Genomic DNA, 15,223 nt, shown 5'->3' with positions numbered 1-15,223 from the left:
TACAATTCCCCAAATATTAGTTAATCTCAGCAACGTGATGACAAGCAACAAAGTGTCCCTTGCTTACTTCCTTAAACTCAGGCATACTCTCTGAGCAATCAGCCTTGCAGTAAGCACATCTTGTTCTGAATGGACATCCTGAAGGAGCATTGAGAGGGCTAGGGATATCGCCTGAAAGAACGATTCTCTTGTTAGCTCTTGCAACCTTAGGATCCGGAACAGGAACAGCTGAAATAAGTGACTTTGAATATGGATGAAGTGGATTGTTGTAGATCTCATCTGCATCTGCCAGTTCAACCATCTTACCAAGGTACATAACTGCTATTCTGTTACTGATATGTCTAACTACCAGAAGATCATGGGCGATGAACAGATATGTAAGTCCCAGTCTCTCCTGAAGTTCATCAAACATGTTGATAACCTGCGCCTGAATTGAAACGTCAAGAGCTGATACAGGTTCATCGCAGACGATAAACTCAGGGTTAACAGCCAGGGATCTTGCGATTCCGATACGCTGTCTCTGTCCGCCGGAGAACTCGTGAGCATATCTTGAAGCATGCTCTGAGTTAAGTCCTACGTAACCCATAAGCTCAAGGATACGTGCTCTTCTCTCCTCTTTGTTGTTGTAAAGCTCATGAACATCCAGTGGCTCTGCAATGATATCAGATACTGTCATTCTTGGGTTAAGGGATGAATAAGGATCCTGGAAAACCATAGTAGCCTTCTTACGGAATTCCTTAATATCTTCCTTAGTCTTTATAAGCTTTCCATCGTACCAGATCTCTCCAGCTGTAGGCTTATAAAGGTTTAATATGGTACGTCCAACAGTTGTCTTTCCGCAGCCTGACTCTCCTACAAGACCCAGAGTCTCACCCTTTTTAATGGAAAAAGAAACATCATCTACAGCCTTAAGTGGTTTAGATTTGAAAAAACCAACGTTAACGTTGAAGTACTCTTTTAAATGCTTGATCTCAACGAGATTGTTTTCCTGATTAAATAATTCACTCATTACTTTGCACCGCCTTCCATCTGCTTTTTGACGTTCATCCAGCAGCCGGCAGCATGATCATCATTGATCTGCATACGCTCTGCTCTCTCTCTGAGACAGATCTTCATGGCATTGTCACATCTTGGTGCAAAAGGACAACCCTTAGGCATGTTGAGAAGATCAATAGGTGTTCCTGTAATAGGCTGAAGCTTCTCACCCTCTTTTCCCTCTGTAGGGATTGAACGAAGAAGTCCCTTTGTGTACTCATGGCAAGGATTGTAGAATACTTCATCTGCTGTTCCCTGCTCACAGATTGAGCCGGCGTACATAACGATAACCTCGTCACACATCTGAGCTACAACACCAAGGTCATGAGTGATCATGATAATGGCCATTCCCAGTTCTTCCTGAAGTGACTTCATAAGGTCAAGGATCTGTGCCTGGATTGTAACGTCAAGAGCTGTTGTAGGCTCATCTGCAATAAGAATGTCTGGCTCACATGCAAGAGCCATAGCGATCATAACACGCTGTCTCATACCACCTGAGAACTCATGTGGATACTGATTCATTCTCTTTTCAGGCTCATTCACGTTAACGAGCTTGAGCATCTCGATAGCTCTTTCTCTAGCCTGCTCTTTATTTCTGTCTGTATGGAGAAGAATTGCCTCCATAAGCTGATGTCCGATTGTATAGGTAGGGTTAAGTGATGTCATAGGATCCTGGAAAATGATGGATACCTTGTTACCACGAACGGTCTTCATGACCTTCTCACCTGAACCTACAAGTTCCTGTCCATCAAGCTTGATGGAACCGGAAACGATCTTACCTGTTCCTGCCAGAATCTGCATGATTGAATATGCGGTAACTGACTTTCCAGAACCTGATTCTCCTACGATACCGAGAACCTTTCCTCTATCCAGATTAAAGGATATTCCATTTACTGCCTTTACCTCACCTGCATCTGTAAAGAATGAGGTATGCAGATCTCTTACTTCTAAAAGATTCATTACTATGCCTCCAAAAAACTATTCAAATTGGATTTCTCTTGAGAAATCCATGCGCCGAGCGCGGTTGCCATAGGCAACAACTTCCAATCGCGCGAGTGTGCATAACCATACCTAAGCATGCTTAGGTATCCAGCTTAGGATCAAACGCATCACGAAGTCCGTCACCAAACAGGTTAAGTGAAAGAACTATCAGTGAAATAACAATTGCAGGAATGATCAGTCTGTATGGATATGATGAAATACCATTAAGGGCATCTGATGCAAGAGAGCCCAGTGATGGCATAGGTGCGTTAACACCAAGTCCAAGGAAGGACAGGTAACTCTCAGTAAAGATCGCACTAGGGATCTGAAGAGCTGTTGAAATGATGATAACTGAGAAGCAGTTAGGGATCAGGTGCTTTAAGATGATCCACTTACCTCTTGCTCCGGCAGCCTCAGCAGCAAGAACGTACTCCTGCTCACGAAGTGAAAGGATCTGTCCTCTTATGAGACGCGCCATTGATACCCAGTAAAGAACACCAAATACTATGAACAAACTTATGATATTGGAACCGATCTTTGATAGTACCGTTCCGTCCAGTGCACCTTCCATGACCACCTTAAGTACTGATGAAAGAAGGATAACCATAAGCATGTCCGGTAGCGAATATATGATATCGACTATTCGCATTATGACAAGGTCCACAGCTCCTCCGGCATAACCTGCTACTGAACCGATAGTCATACCGATAACAAGAACGATAAGGCTGGCAAAGAAACCAACTGCCAGTGAAATACGTGTTCCGTATACCACTCTGATAAAGTAGTCACGGCCCTGAGAATCTGTTCCGAAAATGTGAGGGATAACTGTCTCACCTGCTTCGATCCTCTTGAGCTCTGACTTACCATATTCAAAAGGTCTAAGGTCCTTAAAGCTGTTATCTACAGGCTTACCAGGTGTCATTCCAAGCATGCTGTCATAGGAATATGGCCAGAACATCGGAATGAAGATTGCTGCAAGAGCAATAATGATTATTATAAAGAAGCAAACCGTCGCAACCTTATTCTTAAGAAGTCTCTTTACGGAATCCTTAAAGAATGTAGATGATGGGCGCATCTGCACCATATATTCTTTTTCTTCGTCGGTTGCAGGAATGAAATCATCCATATTAACCTGGGCGCTTAACTTTGTTATATCCATTGCAATTCTCTCTCCTATTTCTAATAATGAGCTTATTCAAGTGTGATACGTGGATCTACTACCTTGTAAAGGATGTCACCAAGAAGGTTCATGATGACAATAAGTGTTGCAAGAACAATGGTAGTACCCATGATCAGAGGATAATCACGACCTGTGATACTGTTTACGAAGGCACGTCCGATTCCGGGAACAGCAAAGATCTGCTCAACAACCAGGGAACCTGTAACAATACCAGCAAGCATAGGTCCGAAATATGTGATTACAGGAATAAGAGAATTCTTCAGTGCATGTCCAAAGATTATCTTCCATCCTGATACACCCTTAGCCTTAGCGGTTCTGATGTAGTCCTGACCAAGAACCTCAAGCATTGATGATCTTGTAAGCCTTGTAATATAGGCCATAGGGTAAAGTGACAATGTAATTATAGGAAGTACAAGTCCGTTCTTGGATGCTCCGTTAGCAGGGAACCACTTAAGGTTAATAGCAAATGCTATAAGCAAAAGAGATCCCATAATAAATGAAGGCATCGACACGAATGCAGTTGTAATGATCATGATCACTCGGTCAATTATTCTGTTTCTTCTAAGTGCAGCAACTGATCCAAGAATGATTCCGCAGATCAATGCGATAACTGCAGCAATAAGTCCAAGCTTAGCAGAGGTCTTCATACCATCAAAAATGATGCTGTTAACAGTTCTACCTTTCTGCTTAAGTGATGGTCCAAAATCAAACTTTGTAACAACATCACTAAGATATGTCAGATACTGTACTCCAAGAGGCTTATCCAGTCCGTACTTAGCCTCCATGGCAGCCATAACTGACTCGCTGACAGCCTTCTCACCAATGAAAGGACCGCCCGGAACTGCGTGCATTACAAAGAAGGTAACTGTGATAACTACCCAAATCGTAACAATTGCAAGCAGTATTCTCTTTACAATGTACATTAGTGTCTTAGTATTCATAGCTTCTCCAACCTGTATAAAAAATTATCTAATAAAATGAGATAGTGACGTATCAACCCTTAAAAGCATAAAAGCGTTAATGCTTTACCTCACTAAATCATTAAATTACAGCAAAAAAAATGCAATCACATACATGCGAATGCCGTACGTCATTGCACTTGTTCAACCTTGTTTAGTGTAAAATCCAGATTACTTTATGTCAAGTATTACACGATAAAATCGCTACAACTGATTAATATACATCAAGAATTCCCCCACAAAAGACACTTGTCCGCCCCACGAAGACATTCCAAAGAAAAATGTACGCAGATTTTGTTCACAGAATAACCACAAAAATGTTTGAATTGTTCACTTTTTGAACACAATTAGGTGCTAGAATAAAAGTCAAGTTAGTGATGCAACAAGGTTTGAACTACCATCCCGTCCACTGGGATGCATAACCGAATCACTTTCTCCCCCTCATAAGAAAATCGCAGGCACTCACGTCCCCTCGTGGGTGTTTTTGCGTTATAGGGATATATATTTTTATTTTATAAGTATGATTAACTTTTTTTATAATAGGTTATATTTCTTTTAGAGTTCTGACATAATTTGTCTAAATTTATCCGTTACTATAATTTCATCAGAAGGACAAAACTTCTGAACCCCCAACAATACTTTTTTTCATACACGGGTTGTCTGGTTCCCCACTAGGCAACCCCTCCTCCCAAAAAAATACCACCTGCAAAAGCAGGTGGTTTTCTTATTGTCTATAAAGCTATCAGTCGAGCTTAATTACTACGCCATCATCTGTTCCGGCAATGATGTTGCTTTCCTTGCCTGTCAGATCCTTTCCTCCTACAAAGTACTGATACTGATGAAGAATCTGATCCTTCTGCATTCCAGATATAGCCTGTTTCATATCTCTGGACGCCAGTCCCATATCAGCAAAAAGATCTATTGAAGAAGAATCATATTGTCCAAAAGAAATAGCTACGTTCTCAATTGAAGCATTTTCTCTGGCAGGAACTTCAACGGTTAGATCAAAGGCTTTGCTCTCTTCCTGGACCTTGGGGGCTTCCTGTATATTTTCTTTAATCTGCTCTGCAGCGGGATTTATCTGTGTATTGTCTTTGACAGAGGGAATATTATACGCATTGTAACCGGGTGTAAATCCGCCATTAATATTTAATGCCATAATAGTATCCTCCTTTCTACAGTGAATTTATCGGCACTAAAATCCCGCTTCTTAAGCTAATTATAATAAAAAAATCCTAAACATCCTATATAAAATGTAGGAAATTTAAGATTTTTTAGCTATTATGCGATTCCAGCGGCCTTTAAGAGCTGCTTTGTGTAATCATGCTTTGGATTTTTGTAGACCTGCCTTGTAGGTCCCTGCTCCACAACCCTGCCATCCTTCATGATAAGCACGTGATCACTGATCTGATAGACCACCCTAAGATCATGGGAGATAAAGATAATTGAAATGCCATGCTTCTTATGGAGATTCTCCAAAAGCTCAAGAATCTGGGCCTGAATGGTAACATCCAGCGCCGATACCGGCTCATCCGCAATAAGAAGCTTAGGAGATCTCATAAGTGCCATTCCGATGCACACACGCTGCCTCTGTCCTCCTGAGAGCTGCGCAGGATATCGATCCAGCATACTAAGAGGAAGCTCGATCTCCTCCATTATCTCTTTTACCCTCTGGTCAATCTCCTCTTTGGTCCACTTACGATCCTTGTCCACGCGAAGAGGCTCAGCAAGAAGCCAGCCTATCTTTTTGGCAGGATTAAGGGAACTGTATGGATCCTGGAAAACCATCTGAGGTCTGTCATACTTCTGCCAGATCTGCCCCTGGTAGTCCTTGTTAATGCCGACAATAGCCCTTGCAAGAGTTGACTTTCCACTTCCGGATTCTCCTGCAATTGCCAGTACTTCTCCCTCTTCCATAGTCAGATTCACATCGAAAAGAGCCTGTATTTTCTTATTCTTTTTTGAAAAGAGCTTTCTCTTCCTGTTCTTGTAAAAGACATTCAGATCATTAACTCTTAAAACCATTTCTTCACTCATAAATTAGTCCCTGTCATCTGAAAGGTCTATCTTGGGAATAGCTGCAATAAGCTTCTTGGTGTAAGGATCCCTGGGATTTGCAAATACTTCTGAGGTTCTTCCGGACTCCACAATATTACCCTGCTGCATAACAATAACCCTCTGACAAAGCTGATTCACAAGGCTCAGGTCATGGGAAATAAAGATTATGGAAGTATGCATCTCTTTATTAAGCTTCTTAAGAAGTTCAACAATCTGAGCCTGGACCGTAACATCAAGAGCTGTTGTGGGCTCGTCTGCAATCAGTATCTTAGGGCCTCCTATCATAGCTGCAGCGATCATAACTCTCTGTCTCATTCCACCGGAGAGTTCATGGGGATACATGTTGTAAACATCTTCAGCCTTATCAAGACCAACTGCCTTCAGCATTCCTATAGCTCTTTTCTTCCGTTCCTCCTTGGGGATTTCCTGATGATGGATGAAAAGAGGTTCTTCCACCTGCCAGCCTATCCTCTTAACCGGGTTTAGACTTGTCATAGGCTCCTGGAAGATAATGGATATCTCATCTCCCTGATAGGACCTCAAAGTCTTACGGTCACAGGTAAGAAGGTCAGTGCCGTCAAACATGATCCTTCCGCTTTTTGTAAGGCTCTTTCTGTTAAGAAGACCTGCGATTGCCAGAGCACTCATGCTCTTTCCTCTTCCGGACTCGCCAACAATTCCGACAATTTCACCCTTTCCAAGCATCAGGTCGAAATCCTCAACAGCCACTTCAGGCTTGTCATGGTCATGAAATTCTATATGAAGATCTGTTACGTCAAGGATAATATCGTTGCTGCTCATTTCCATCTGCTTATCCCCTCTCCAAGAAACGCAAAGCCCAAAACCATCAAAACGATGACAATACCTGGACAGAGCACGTAGCTTGGGGTTGTGAACATATACTGCTGTGCATCTGAAAGCATCTTTCCAAGGCTGGCATAGGGAGGCTGTGATCCAACTCCCAGGTAGGAAAGACCTGCCTCGGCAAGAACTGCATTGTTAAATCCGATAAGTATTGAGGACGCAAGAACTCCCTTTATGTTGGGAAGGATATGTACAAAGATCATTCGAAGGTTAGATACCCCTTGAAGTCTTGCGTTTTCCACGTAGTCCATATTTTTGCAGCGAAGGACCTCACCCCTTACTATCCTGGCAAAGCTTGGCATAAAGGCAATTCCCAGTGAAATAAGAAGCTGTATCCATCCGGTTCCAAACACAGACACAATAACCAGAGCCAGGAGAATACTTGGAAAAGCAAAAAGGGCGTCAACTACTCTCATAACAACCTCATCCAGCATTCCTCCAAAGTACCCTGTGACTGCGCCGATGATAGTGCCAAGTCCTGCTCCTATAAAGACAGTTCCAATGGCAATAAGAAGGGTTATCCTGCTTCCGTACATAACACGGCTGAACACATCCCTTCCCATGTTATCCGTACCCATAATATGGCGAAGGGAAATGCCCTGGAGCTTTTCTGACGAATTCATGGCCGTAGTGTCATAGGGTGTCCAAAACAGACCAACAATGATCATCAAAAGCACAAGGCCAGTAATGATCATCCCTGCCAAAAGGTATGGATTATCTCTTAAGTTTCTTTTAAATTGCGATCTATTCATCTTCAAGTCCGATCCTTGGATCTACGATTCTATATATAATATCCACCAGGAAATTAACCACCATTACAATAATGGCAATGCCCATGATAATGGCTTCCACAACAGGATAATCTCTGTTACCGATACTTGTAAGAAGGATCCTGCTGATTCCGGGGATAGAAAATACCTGCTCAATTACGATACTGCCTGCCACCATGTCTGCCAGAGCCATGCCCAGGAACGTGATGACCGGAATAAGCGCGTTCTTAAGAACGTGCCTGTACAGCACGCCGTTAGTGTTATTGCCTCTACTATAGGCTGTTCTTGCATAGTCCTTAGAGGCCTCATCTATAAGACTTCCCCTGAGCATCTTGACTGTCATAGCTATCTTGGGAAGTGCGATTGCCAGAGATGGGAAAAAGAGATATCGAATGAATTTACCAAAGTTCTGGGTGTAGGAGACAAAGCCTCCCGGTGTAAAGAGTCTCAGGATAAGTCCGAACACAAAAGTGATAATGATACCTGAGAAAAATGGCGGAACAGCCATGATAACCTGATTGATCACCAGGATAGTCCTGTCCAGGATTCCGTTCTCATGCTTGGCTGTGATGATACCAAGGGGAAAAGAAATAAGAACAGTCATAAGAAAGGCCATTATTGCCATAGTAAGTGTGATAGGGATCTTGTTTGCGATCATTTCCTTAACAGGAGTGCTGTAGTTATAGGAAATGCCAAAATCTCCGCCAAGAAAAGCGATAAACCATCTGCCATAGCGGACAATCAAAGGGTCGTTAAGCCCCATCTCCTGTCTCATCTGCTCCACAAGTTCAGGAGATGCCTCGGTTCCCAGCTTACGAAGCGCCGGATCACCGGGAATTACCGAAAAAGCAAGAAATACGCATAATGAAACCACAAGCAAAGTACCAAGCATCATCAGTAACTTTTTCATTGCGTATTTCATATGCGTATCCTCACATTTAGATCAATTATTCAACCGGCTTGATCAGTGAAATATCCTGTACATAAAGAGGATAGAACTCATATCCGGTGTATTTCTTATTAAGTGCTACATACTCAGGAAGATCCTGGATGTATACACTGGCAGCTTCCTTAGAAAGAATTCTCTCACATTCCTTGTAGAACTCTGTCTTAGCTGCATCATCAGAAGTCTCTACAGCGCTCTTGTAGGCTGCATCGTAATCTGCGCTGTTGAAGTTTACAAAGTTTCTTCCTGCATCTGATACATATCTTGCAAGAAGTGAAGAAGCTGAAAGGGTTGAAGCATCAACACCGATTACAGTGCTCTGATACTTTCTGTCTGAGTAAACATCTGAAAGCCATGTATTCCACTCAACTTCCTGGATCTTTGCTGTAACTCCGATAGCCTTAAGTTCCTCGGAAAGGACCTGTGCTGTATCCACGTGCTGTGTGTAGTTTGATGGAACTGTTATTGTGAACTCAAATCCATCTGGGTAACCAGCCTCTGCCAAAAGCTCTTTTGCCTTATCAATGTCCTTGGTGTATGTGTCATTGAGCTCAGGTAAGAAGTACTTAGCATAGGATGGGAACATTGCGCTACCGATTGGTGTTCCATCACCATCTGAAACGTAGTCCATGATCTCCTGTCTGTCGATGGCATAGCAGAGAGCCTGACGAACTCTTACGTCATCAAAAGGCTTCTCAGCGTTGTTGATGTAAAGAGCCTGAACAAGGTTCATGGTTCCTTCGTAAACCTGAAACTCTTCAGAGAGCTGAGCAACCTGGTTGGATGTAAGTCTTGGGAACATATCGATTGAACCACCGTTAAGGTCCATAACGATAGCATCTGCATTTGCCTCAACCTTGAAGGTTACGTCCTTGATGTATGCCTTCTGTCCCCAGTAATCATCAAACCTTGTCATGATCACGTTCTCCTGTGGAGAGCTTGAAACATACTTGTAAGGACCGGTTCCGATAGGTGTTGTCTCCGGTGTCTGGTTATTTGCAGGGATAATAGCTACAGTAAGCTGTGCAATAAAGTCTGAATCAGCTTCTGCAAGTACAATCTCTACGTGCTTGTCATCTACAATATTCACATCAGTGATCTTGGAAAATGCTGAGATAAGTGGCTCACTGCCATCAGCGCCGCGGTTACGGTCAATAGAATATTTGATATCCTCTACTGTAACAGCGCTTCCATCGTGGAACTTAATTCCGTCTCTCAGTGTGAAAGTGTAAACTGTGTGATCATCTGAGACCGTGTACTCGCTGGCTACAGCAGGATTAAGATTACCATCTTTGTCAGGTTTAACGAGTCCTTCGAAAACGTTAAACAGTACCTCCTTCGTTCCTGCCCCTGTCGCATAGTGGGGGTCAAGACTGTCGATATCCTGAGGTATTCCTACAGTAAGAGTAGAAGAATCATCTCCTGTCTTGTCGCTTGAGCATCCGCTCAATGCAATAGTCAGCGTTGTCAACACGATCATCAAGAGGGCCGTGCCTAACCTCCTGCCTGGTCTTCTTTTAATCATGTCAAAATCCTCCTCGATATTAAATTATTGAGCCGCTTTCACGGCCCATGTCCATGAATCAATATACGGGTTCGTTAAGAAAAAGTCAAGGGGGTTTATTCCTCGTAAACCCCCTTGATAAGTCTCTTCTCAAAATCTTTTTTTGGCATAGGATTGTCATATAAAAATCCCTGTGCCACATGACAGCCAACAGACTGAAGAAGTGCAGTCTGATCCGGTCTTTCCACACCTTCAGAAACCACTGAGATTCCCAGCTCATTGGCCATAGCAATTATATTCTTAAGAACTATCTCATCAGACTTGTTTAATTCATCATTATTGATAAAAGACCTGTCGATCTTAATCTCAGATACAGGAAAATCCCTAAGTGTAGAAAGGGAGGAATAACCGGTTCCAAAATCATCGATAGCTGTTGAGATGTTTTCATCCTTGAGTCTTGAAAGGAAGCCTGTCATCTGTTTCCTTTCATCCTCGCTGGCTGTTTCTGTAACCTCTATCTGAATCAGCTTCCTGTCTATATTGAAACTGTCGATTATACTTGTTATCTCTTTTGCCAGGTCCTTGTAACTAAGGTCTCGTCTGGAGAAGTTGACGGATACAGGCACAGGCTTTATACCGTTGTCGATCCATTCCTTGATAAACTCACAGGACTTCTTAAGCACATACAGATCCAGGGACGCTACCATCCCCTCCTGTTCCAGGATTGGTATAAACTCTGTGGGATATAGCACCAGTCCTTTGCAGAACCATCTTGCTAAAGCTTCGGCTCCCACAATCCTGCCACTTTCAATATCTACCTTAGGCTGAAGGTAGATCCTGAACTCGTCGCTTGCAAGGGCCTCCTCGTATCTGTCCTCGATCTGCTTCTGCCTGTAAATTCTGGTACTCATTGCCTTATTAACATAGACATAAGGCTTATTTGCCACGTTCTTGGCATAATTACAGGCCATTACAGCTCTGGAGATTGCCTGTCCGGGACTGCTCATGGATTCATCTACAGAATAAATTCCGGAAACTGCAGCTATGGTAAACTCATCCCTTTTGTCCTTCCTCATGCCATAAACAGGGACAGCAGAGATGAACTTAAGGAACTTCTTTGTCCTGTCCTTCTTGATGAGAGCAGCATAGTTGTCTCCGCCAAAGTGGGCTACTATCTCATTTTCCTCACAGAAGTCACGAAGCTTTTTGGAGTAGCGCTTCATTATCTCATCGCCTTCCTGAATGCCATAGCGCCTGCTTATAAGGCCATAGCTCTTGAGGTTAAAAAAGAAGGCGTCATAATTCATTATCTCACCGGTTCCAAGCTTTTGCCCCACAAACTCCAGGTATCCACCTGAATTGGGAAGCCCTGTAAGGAACTGTGTCAGAGCGCTGTTCTTAACAGCACTTATCAAAAGAAATCTCTCCATATGGAAGGAAAGAACGTCCATGATAAGCGAAAAGTACTTATACTCCTCTTCAGTCCACTTCTTGTCGCCAACAGTATATATGTTATATATAACCGTCCGTTTCCCGGACATGTTGCTCTTGAATCTGTAGGTTGGCTTTTCATTCTCAGGAACAGGGCCAAATAACGGTATTATGGTATCCGGTTCACCGGCTCTTTCAGAATCAAGCCTGTAGGAAACAACAGAAACTATGGAACGCAAAGAAAACTCCTTGGAAAGATCCGCCAAAGCGCTTGGGGAAATCTCAGGAGTCACTTCTTCTTCAGATAATATCTGTATAAAATTCTCAAAACTTCTATCTAGTGTCATGCTTTAATTTTATTTTATTTTTATGATTATTTCAATCAATTTACCGCACTTTAAGGATACTTTATTGGTTATACAACTATATTTTATCATCATATTGATGTTAATAGGCATCAAAAAAGCTGCCACACATAAGTGTGACAGCTCTTTAATTCATAAAACTAAAATTATTTCTTGTTTACAAGGTCCTTAAGAGCCTTACCAGCCTTGAACTTAGGTGCTACAGATGCAGGGATCTTGATAGCTGCGCCAGTCTGAGGGTTCTTACCTGTTCTAGCTGCTCTCTTAGTTGTCTCAAATGTTCCGAAACCTACGAGCTGAACTTTGCCCTTCTTCTTAAGCTCCTTTGTTACTGTGTCTGTGAAAGCGTTCAGTGCTGCAGCCGCATCCTTCTTGGAAAGTCCAGCGTCCTTTGCGATTGCATCGATAAGTTCTGTCTTATTCATTTGGTTTTCCTCCGAAAAGAATTTTTTTACTACATTGCCTATTTTACTACTTTTTAAGTACCATAACAACAATTTATCCAGATTTTTAGCGATTTTCTTGAATCAAATTCACAATTTTTATGATATTCGGATTTCTCCACTGTTAAAAACTCTCGCAATCCCTATATCATAAAATGTCCTGGAATCCAGGTCTGTAAAGATGCCTCGGGATACCATCAACCATGATAGGTCCTACATCACCCTGGATAAGAGGTCTTACATATGTAATAAATTCGTTAGTTACATATGTACCGTCCTTGTTGATCCACTCTCTTGGAACGGTACGCTCGTCGTTAGCGATCTTATGAACATCCTTAACCTCTGTTCCAGCCTGATAAGGATCATCGGAAAGTCTCTCGATAACAACCATCTTTCCGCTGTCACCTTCATCAGCTGCCTTCATAGCTGCACCACCAACCTCATAAGCCTCAAGGATATCAACACGTGAAGCGCAGTGGCTTGCTGCTCTCTGAAGAGTTGAAAGCTCGATCGGACGAGTCTTGCATCCGCATTCCTTAGCAACAACGTCGCAAAGGTATCTTGCTGTACCTGTAAGCTGCTTATGTCCAAAAGCATCTACATACTCAATGCTGCTTCCAAGCTCACTGATATACTTGCCATCCTTTGTTCTGATACCCTCAGAAACCGCTACTACTACAGAAGCTTTGCTCTTAAGAAGGGATTTGATCTTCTTAAGGAATGCATCCATATCAAAAGGAAGCTCAGGGAGATAAATAGCATCAGGTCCATCACAGTCCTCACCCTTTGCAAGAGCTGTGGCACCTGTAAGCCATCCGGCATTACGTCCCATAACCTCTACGATGATAACCTGTCCACTGGTGGTCTCAAGTGACCAGCTGTCTCTGATAATCTCTTTTACTGATGTTCCAATATACTTAGCTGCTGAGCCATATCCAGGGGTGTGGTCTGTAAGAGCCAGATCGTTATCGATTGTCTTAGGGCATCCTACAAATCTGATCTGTGAGCCTGAAATAATGGCGTAGTCTGAAAGCTTCTTGATGGTATCCATTGAGTCATTACCACCAATGTAGATGAAGCAGTCAATTTCAAGCTTGTCTAAAATCTCAAATATCTTCTCGTAAACGTCCTTATTCTCAAAGATCTCAGGCAGTTTGTATCTGCAGGATCCAAGATAAGCAGAAGGAGTTCTCTTAAGAAGCTCGATATCGAGGCCTGACTGAATATGATCAGAAAGATCTACATATCTGCCTTCCATAAGACCCTGAACGCCGTGGATCATTCCATATACCTTCTTGTATCCACGGTCAATAGCAGTCCTGTAAACACCTGCAAGAGATGAATTGATAGCTGCTGTTGGTCCTCCCGACTGTCCAACAATTACATTACGTTTTGCCTTGTGTGCCATTTTTACTAAATTCCCCTTTCAAAATTTTTAAACGTTTTCGTAACCCATACAAAATATTATAAGCGAAAAACCGTGTGGTGTCACGAAAACTATCGCAAATATTCAATGCCCCCGCAATGAATAATTACTTCAATTTAAAATCCATGACGATAGGATTGTGATCACTTGAAACAAAGCCCAGATCTTCAGTGTGAATCTCCTCTACTTCTATATTGGAGGAAACAATAAGTCCGTCTATTACATAGTACTGGAAATCCGTCGGATCTTTACTTTCTGCTGTGTCGTAGGGCCTGTCTAAAGATCTGCAGGAAGGAACATCGGTATCTGTAAGGAAGGTTACTTCATTCCCAAACTCTGTAACATCAATAGTTCCTGGAATCCATGCATCCTTACGATCCAGCATAGGGAATTTGCTGGTGTCAGCATTTGAAAAGATCTGGTTGAAATCTCCACCTGCTACAACATAATTTCCTTTTTCAATTTCCTTGTTGATAACTTCCTTTAATTCCCTGGTCTGGGCAATCTTGCCTTCGCCGTCGTCATAGGCTTCCAGATGAAGGTTTATGATAACCAATTCCTTATCTGTGCCCTCCACAGGCATCCTTACCTCCTGAAGACATCTCTTGAGATTCATTGTGCTAAGTGGCCACGTAAAAGGACAAGGAAGTGCAAGTCTTTCGGCACTTGTCACTTCATAATCAGTAAAAAAGCCAAGTCCTGCATTAACTTTACCGATAGGTGGTACAGGAAGCGGAACAAAAGAAACCTTGAAGTTATAGGCAAAGGCAAAAGCACCATCAAAAATCTCCGCGTCACTATGCTCTGCCATATACTCGGGCTCATTCACAAAACGGGATCTGGCTGAATTTGTGTCCATTTCCTGAAACATAAGGATATCAGGAGAGACTTTTTCTATAGCCTCTATATCCATGTTCAGATTGGCCAGGACTCTTTCCTTATCAGCAGAGTAGACCATCTTTCCGCCGTCCATAAAGAAATCCGCATTATCGCCAAGAGCTCCATAGCCCAGGTTCCAGGACATGACTCTTATGGTAGAATCCTTTGGAACTGTCTTATGTCCCTCCCCTTCTACTTCAAGGGTCTCAACAGGTCTTGGAGAATATTCATCCACTGTAAGATATCCGATTATTCCTGCACAAACCAATAAGATCATTGCCAGTGCAACACCAATAGCACATAATACCTTCTTCATAAAAAGTCTCTCTATACTTTCTTATATATTTTGCACAAAAGAACCAGCATTTAAGCCTTCTGTGCA

At 42.5% G+C, this 15,223-nt stretch carries 14 protein-coding genes; all 14 read right to left on the bottom strand.

Annotated features, from left to right (window positions below; translation table 11 throughout):
• Positions 1 to 16 precede the first annotated feature (16 nt).
• Entirely contained in the window at positions 17 to 1,009 is a 993-nt protein-coding gene (locus BO18_RS31630; protein WP_034453005.1) for an ABC transporter ATP-binding protein, read from the bottom strand.
• Entirely contained in the window at positions 1,009 to 1,995 is a 987-nt protein-coding gene (locus BO18_RS31625; RefSeq protein WP_034453003.1) for an ABC transporter ATP-binding protein, read from the bottom strand. Before BO18_RS31625 ends, BO18_RS31630 begins: the two co-directional genes overlap by 1 nt.
• Before the next feature lie 121 nt (positions 1,996 to 2,116).
• A complete protein-coding gene (locus tag BO18_RS31620) occupies positions 2,117 to 3,175 on the bottom strand; it encodes an ABC transporter permease (RefSeq protein ID WP_034453002.1) in 1,059 nt (352 codons plus the stop codon).
• 32 nt (positions 3,176 to 3,207) lie between these two features.
• Complete coding sequence (locus tag BO18_RS31615; protein WP_034453001.1) at positions 3,208 to 4,137, bottom strand: ABC transporter permease; 930 nt, start codon at positions 4,135 to 4,137, stop codon at positions 3,208 to 3,210.
• A gap of 760 nt (positions 4,138 to 4,897) precedes the next feature.
• Positions 4,898 to 5,314 carry a hypothetical protein gene (locus BO18_RS31610; RefSeq protein WP_034453000.1) on the bottom strand — a complete coding sequence of 139 codons (417 nt, stop codon included), beginning with the start codon at positions 5,312 to 5,314 and terminating at the stop codon, positions 4,898 to 4,900.
• 122 nt (positions 5,315 to 5,436) lie between these two features.
• Entirely contained in the window at positions 5,437 to 6,192 is a 756-nt protein-coding gene (locus BO18_RS31605) for an ABC transporter ATP-binding protein (RefSeq protein WP_034452999.1), read from the bottom strand.
• A 3-nt stretch (positions 6,193 to 6,195) separates the two neighbouring features.
• On the bottom strand, positions 6,196 to 7,020 hold the full coding sequence (locus BO18_RS31600) for an ABC transporter ATP-binding protein (RefSeq protein WP_051689366.1): 825 nt from the start codon (positions 7,018 to 7,020) through the stop codon (positions 6,196 to 6,198).
• Complete coding sequence (locus tag BO18_RS31595) at positions 7,011 to 7,829, bottom strand: ABC transporter permease (protein ID WP_034452998.1); 819 nt, start codon at positions 7,827 to 7,829, stop codon at positions 7,011 to 7,013. Before BO18_RS31595 ends, BO18_RS31600 begins: the two co-directional genes overlap by 10 nt.
• Positions 7,822 to 8,769, bottom strand: coding sequence for an ABC transporter permease (locus tag BO18_RS31590; RefSeq protein ID WP_034452997.1), 948 nt, complete (start codon positions 8,767 to 8,769; stop codon positions 7,822 to 7,824). The genes BO18_RS31595 and BO18_RS31590 overlap by 8 nt, the downstream gene beginning before the upstream one ends.
• A 25-nt stretch (positions 8,770 to 8,794) precedes the next feature.
• A complete protein-coding gene (locus tag BO18_RS31585; RefSeq protein ID WP_034452995.1) occupies positions 8,795 to 10,318 on the bottom strand; it encodes an ABC transporter substrate-binding protein in 1,524 nt (507 codons plus the stop codon).
• 95 nt (positions 10,319 to 10,413) lie between these two features.
• Positions 10,414 to 11,967 (bottom strand): putative bifunctional diguanylate cyclase/phosphodiesterase, encoded by a 1,554-nt coding sequence (locus BO18_RS31580; protein WP_034452994.1) that lies wholly within the window; start codon positions 11,965 to 11,967, stop codon positions 10,414 to 10,416.
• A gap of 272 nt (positions 11,968 to 12,239) precedes the next feature.
• Positions 12,240 to 12,518, bottom strand: coding sequence for an HU family DNA-binding protein (locus tag BO18_RS31575; RefSeq protein WP_034452992.1), 279 nt, complete (start codon positions 12,516 to 12,518; stop codon positions 12,240 to 12,242).
• 166 nt (positions 12,519 to 12,684) lie between these two features.
• Positions 12,685 to 13,944, bottom strand: coding sequence for a 6-phosphofructokinase (locus tag BO18_RS31570; protein WP_034452991.1), 1,260 nt, complete (start codon positions 13,942 to 13,944; stop codon positions 12,685 to 12,687).
• Between the two features lie 124 nt (positions 13,945 to 14,068).
• Positions 14,069 to 15,157, bottom strand: a complete 1,089-nt coding sequence (locus BO18_RS31565) for an endonuclease/exonuclease/phosphatase family protein (protein WP_034452990.1) — start codon at positions 15,155 to 15,157, stop codon at positions 14,069 to 14,071.
• Positions 15,158 to 15,223 lie beyond the last annotated feature (66 nt).

The organism is Butyrivibrio sp. AE2032 (assembly GCF_000702965.1).
Note: the sequence above shows the minus strand (reverse complement) of the source record. Positions and strands in the feature narration are given on the sequence as shown.

Excerpts from the sequence above, each read along its gene's own strand:
- BO18_RS31630 (WP_034453005.1), bottom strand. The coding sequence starts at position 1,009 with ATGAGTGAATTATTTAATCAGGAAAACAATCTCGTTGAGATCAAGCAT.
- BO18_RS31625 (WP_034453003.1), bottom strand. The coding sequence starts at position 1,995 with ATGAATCTTTTAGAAGTAAGAGATCTGCATACCTCATTCTTTACAGAT.
- BO18_RS31620 (WP_034453002.1), bottom strand. The coding sequence starts at position 3,175 with ATGGATATAACAAAGTTAAGCGCCCAGGTTAATATGGATGATTTCATT.
- BO18_RS31615 (WP_034453001.1), bottom strand. The coding sequence starts at position 4,137 with ATGAATACTAAGACACTAATGTACATTGTAAAGAGAATACTGCTTGCA.
- BO18_RS31610 (WP_034453000.1), bottom strand. The coding sequence starts at position 5,314 with ATGGCATTAAATATTAATGGCGGATTTACACCCGGTTACAATGCGTAT.
- BO18_RS31605 (WP_034452999.1), bottom strand. The coding sequence starts at position 6,192 with ATGAGTGAAGAAATGGTTTTAAGAGTTAATGATCTGAATGTCTTTTAC.
- BO18_RS31600 (WP_051689366.1), bottom strand. The coding sequence starts at position 7,020 with ATGGAAATGAGCAGCAACGATATTATCCTTGACGTAACAGATCTTCAT.
- BO18_RS31595 (WP_034452998.1), bottom strand. The coding sequence starts at position 7,829 with ATGAATAGATCGCAATTTAAAAGAAACTTAAGAGATAATCCATACCTT.
- BO18_RS31590 (WP_034452997.1), bottom strand. The coding sequence starts at position 8,769 with ATGAAATACGCAATGAAAAAGTTACTGATGATGCTTGGTACTTTGCTT.
- BO18_RS31585 (WP_034452995.1), bottom strand. The coding sequence starts at position 10,318 with ATGATTAAAAGAAGACCAGGCAGGAGGTTAGGCACGGCCCTCTTGATG.
- BO18_RS31575 (WP_034452992.1), bottom strand. The coding sequence starts at position 12,518 with ATGAATAAGACAGAACTTATCGATGCAATCGCAAAGGACGCTGGACTT.
- BO18_RS31570 (WP_034452991.1), bottom strand. The coding sequence starts at position 13,944 with ATGGCACACAAGGCAAAACGTAATGTAATTGTTGGACAGTCGGGAGGA.
- BO18_RS31565 (WP_034452990.1), bottom strand. The coding sequence starts at position 15,157 with ATGAAGAAGGTATTATGTGCTATTGGTGTTGCACTGGCAATGATCTTA.